The organism is Streptomyces inhibens (genome assembly GCF_003389455.1).
Taxonomy (GTDB): domain Bacteria; phylum Actinomycetota; class Actinomycetes; order Streptomycetales; family Streptomycetaceae; genus Streptomyces; species Streptomyces inhibens.
Genome location: NZ_QUAC01000337.1, coordinates 1 through 3620 on the forward strand (window position 1 = coordinate 1; position 3620 = coordinate 3620).

The window sequence follows — 3620 nt, forward strand, 5'->3', positions numbered from 1 at the left end:
CCGGCGGGCCGGCCGCGGGGCGGGGCGCGGCGCGGTCGGACCGGGCGGCGGCGCGCCGCTGTGTGCCGGGGAATTTGGCGCTCCAGCGCGTGAAGATCACGGAGGGGTACCTCTTACTTCGCGTCGTCGCGCGGGATCGGGCCGTCGGCATGGCGGGACCTCCCGGCCGTCGGCCGGGGGAGGGTCGGCTGGGGGCACTCTCGGCGCCCTTTTGCGTGATGCAGCAAACGTCCAGAATCCTCGTGATTGTCACTCTTTGCAGATACGAGCCCACCCATGGTCACACGTCCAGTGTGGCCGACCGGACGGACATCCGTCAGACGCCCGGGTGCCGGTGTGGAGTTCCGCGCTCCGGAACCTCCGGCCGTCCAGGGGCAGGCGGCACGTCAACTCTTGTCATCCATACGGCGCGTCAAATGGCTTCGTTGTGCCGTCCGGTGCCCGCCGCCAGTTCGAATTCGGCGCGCGGGTTCTCCAGTGAGCCGAGCGAGACGATCTCGCGTTTGAACAGGCCCGCGAGGGTCCATTCGGCGAGCACCCGGGCCTTGCGGTTGAAGGTCGGTACCCGGCTGAGGTGGTAGGCACGGTGCATGAACCACGCCGGGTAGCCCTTCAGCTTGCGCCCGTAGATGTGTGCGACGCCCTTGTGCAGGCCGAGCGAGGCCACCGAGCCGGCGTATTTGTGCTCGTAGTTCTCGGTCGGGTCGCCGCGCAGGACCGCGGCGATGTTCTCGGCGAGCACCTTGGCCTGGCGCAGGGCGTGCTGCGCGTTGGGCGCGCACAGGGGGCGGGGCTCGTCAGGCTTGGCGGGCGGCTCGGCCGTCAGGTCGGGGACCGCGGCCGCGTCACCCGCGGACCAGGCGTGTTCGACGCCGTCCACCCGGAGCGCGGGGGTGCACTTGAGGTGGCCGTGGTCGTTCAGCGGCAGTTCGGTCGCGGCCAGGATGGGGTGGGGTTTGACGCCGGCGGTCCACACCAGGGTCCTGGTGGGGAAGCGGGAGCCGTCGCTGAGTACCGCGACGCGCTTCTCGCAGGACTCCAGGCGGGTCTCCAGCCGTACGTCGATATTGCGTCCGCGCAGCTCCCGTACGGCGTAGCGGCCCATCTCCGGGCCCACTTCGGGCAGGATCCGGCCGGTCGCCTCCACCAGGATCCACTTCATGTCCTCGGACTGGACGTTGTGGTAGTAGCGGACGGCGTAGCGGGCCATGTCCTCCAGTTCGGCCAGCGCCTCCACGCCCGCGTAGCCGCCGCCGACGAAGACGAAGGTCAGCGCGGCGTCGCGGACCGCGGGGTCGCGGGTGGAGGAGGCGATGTCGAGCTGTGCGAGGACGTGGTTGCGCAGTCCGATGGCCTCTTCGACGGTCTTGAAGCCGATGCCGACGTCGGCCAGGCCCGGGACGGGCAGGGTGCGCGAGACCGAGCCGGGCGCGAGGACCAGTTCGTCGTAGGCCACCTCGATGGCGCCGTTGCCGGTCTCCTCCGCGGCCAGGGTGGTGATGGTGGCCCTGCGTTCGGTGTGGTCGATGGCGGTCACCTCGCCGATGACGACCTGGCACTGGGGCAGGACGCGGCGCAGCGGTACGACGACATGGCGCGGGGAGATGGAGCCGGCCGCGGCCTCGGGCAGAAATGGCTGATACGTCATGTACGGCTCGGGGTCGACCACGATGACCTCGACGGTGCCCTGCCGCAGCTCCTGCTTCAGCTTCCGCTGTAGCCGCAGGGCGGTGTACATCCCCACGTAGCCACCGCCGACAACGAGAATGCGCGTCACGTTGTTCGAAGACACAGCCTTCACAGAGGTTCTCCTCGCGGTGGACCTGGCCCGGGGCGGCACCGATCCGGATGCCGGCCGGCGGCGCGGCCACCATCGGGCACTGCGCCCCCGGGAAGCACAGCACTGTTCCATGACGCACCGCCGGGGCGTCTTTGTCCACAGGCTCGTCGAAATGTATGACCGGCCGCGACCCTGGGGACGGAACGGCACATTCCGCGTGCGCGGGGCGAGGTGCGCTGGTCAGAGGGTGGGTGACGGCGAGCGGGCGGGGGCGAAATCCGGGCGGATCAGGCCCGTTGGGCCGATCGGGGGGCGCACTGTGCGGAACGCCCCCTTCATTCTTGACCCGGGCTCAACTATGTTCGTATCTCGTTGGGGTGCACCCTCTCGTCGGTACACCCCGACCGTCAGGGCGGGGAGTCTCCGGGGGGAGACGTCATTACCGGGGGATCGACTATGCACATTCAGGGCTCTCAATGGCCGACAGCCGTCGCGATGGCACATGCCTCCGACGGCGGAGGCAGCAGTAACGGCAACAACAACGGGGGCGGCGGCACCATCGGTGCCGGCGGCCGGAGCACGCCGCTGCGGGTGGACGCTCAGCGCAATCTGGAACATGTGCTGCGCGCCGCGCGCGAGGTGTTCGGTGAGCTGGGGTACGGCGCGCCGATGGAGGACGTGGCGCGACGGGCCCGGGTCGGGGTCGGCACGGTCTACCGCCGGTTCCCGAGCAAGGACGTCCTGGTCCGCCGGATAGCCGAGGAGGAGACCTCACGGCTGACGGACCAGGCGCGTACGGCGCTGGGCCAGGAGGACGATCCGTGGTCGGCGCTGTCCCGTTTTCTTCGTATGTCGGTCGCCTCGGGTGCCGGACGGCTGCTGCCGCCGGGCATTTTGCGGGTGAGCGCGGACACCGACCGGTCCGCGGAGCCGACAGCGGACGGCACGGACGGGGCCCGGGTCCCGGACGGGCTGGGCGAGGCGCGGGTGCCGCAGCAGCGGACGGCGTCCGGCGCGGACGGCGCACCGGCCGATCTCCGGCTGGTCACCCAGAGCGAGGCACCGAAGGCCGAGCCGGCTGCGGGCGCCCCGGAGACCACCGGGGAGACGACCGGGGCCGAGGCGCTGCTGGAGGTCGTCGGGCGGCTCGTGGACCGCGCCAAGGCAGCCGGTGAGCTGCGCGCCGATGTGACGGTCTCCGACGTCCTGTTGGTGATCGCCACGGGCGCGCCCACGCTGCCCGACCCCGGGCATCAGCAGGCCGCGTCCACGCGGCTGCTGGAGATTCTGCTGGAGGGGCTGCGTTCGCGCCCCGCCCGGTGATGTCCGCCGGCCGGCCCCGTCCGGAGGGACCCGATCGCCGGGTCCGCCGGGCGGGACGGCGTGGCGCGATGGTGTCGTCCGGGGGCCGCGGGGCTCCGTCTCCGCGCGCGGAACGGTGCGTACGGACGCCGTCCGCGAAGTGGCCCGTAAGGGGTCCGCGTGCGGTATGGCCCGTATGCGCAATATGGCCCGTACGGGTGAACGCCCGTGCGGTCGTCCACGATCCCGCCCCGGATGGGTGGTTGACCGTCACGGCCCTGAGGCGCCGGGGCGCGATGTGGCACGCTTGCGCGGTGTTCCGGTGTGATGGCGGCTTCGGGGGCCTGGGCAATGGGTGTTGACGGGCGGGACGAGCAGCGCGACGGCGAGGCCTGGGCGGGCGACAGCGAGGCGACGCCGCCCCCGCAGGTTCCCGGCCAGAACGGGCCGTTGGGGGCGACGTCCCCGGCGGACGGGCCGGCCGAACGGCACGACCGCGCCGGTGGCCCGGCGGGCGGGGCCCGCAGCGTGCCGCCGC

The 3620-nt window shown here is 71.9% G+C and carries 3 protein-coding genes; 2 read left to right on the forward strand and 1 reads right to left on the reverse strand.

Features of this window, described 5'->3' with window-relative positions:
• Positions 1-412: 412 nt before the first annotated feature.
• Positions 413-1792 carry an NAD(P)/FAD-dependent oxidoreductase gene (locus DY245_RS34040; RefSeq protein WP_128510998.1) on the reverse strand — a complete coding sequence of 460 codons (1380 nt, stop codon included), beginning with the start codon at positions 1790-1792 and terminating at the stop codon, positions 413-415.
• Positions 1793-2236: 444 nt separating this feature from the next.
• Here DY245_RS34040 and DY245_RS34045 point away from each other — a divergent pair, with 444 nt between their 5' ends.
• Positions 2237-3103, forward strand: coding sequence for a TetR/AcrR family transcriptional regulator (locus DY245_RS34045; protein WP_128510997.1), 867 nt, complete (start codon positions 2237-2239; stop codon positions 3101-3103).
• A gap of 330 nt (positions 3104-3433) precedes the next feature.
• The coding region (locus tag DY245_RS34050) for a hypothetical protein (RefSeq protein ID WP_425329477.1) at positions 3434-3620 on the forward strand (187 nt) is incomplete at its 3' end.

Bases quoted from the DNA above. Each gene is read 5' to 3' on its own strand.
- DY245_RS34045 (WP_128510997.1), top strand. From the start codon at position 2,237: ATGCACATTCAGGGCTCTCAATGGCCGACAGCCGTCGCGATGGCACAT.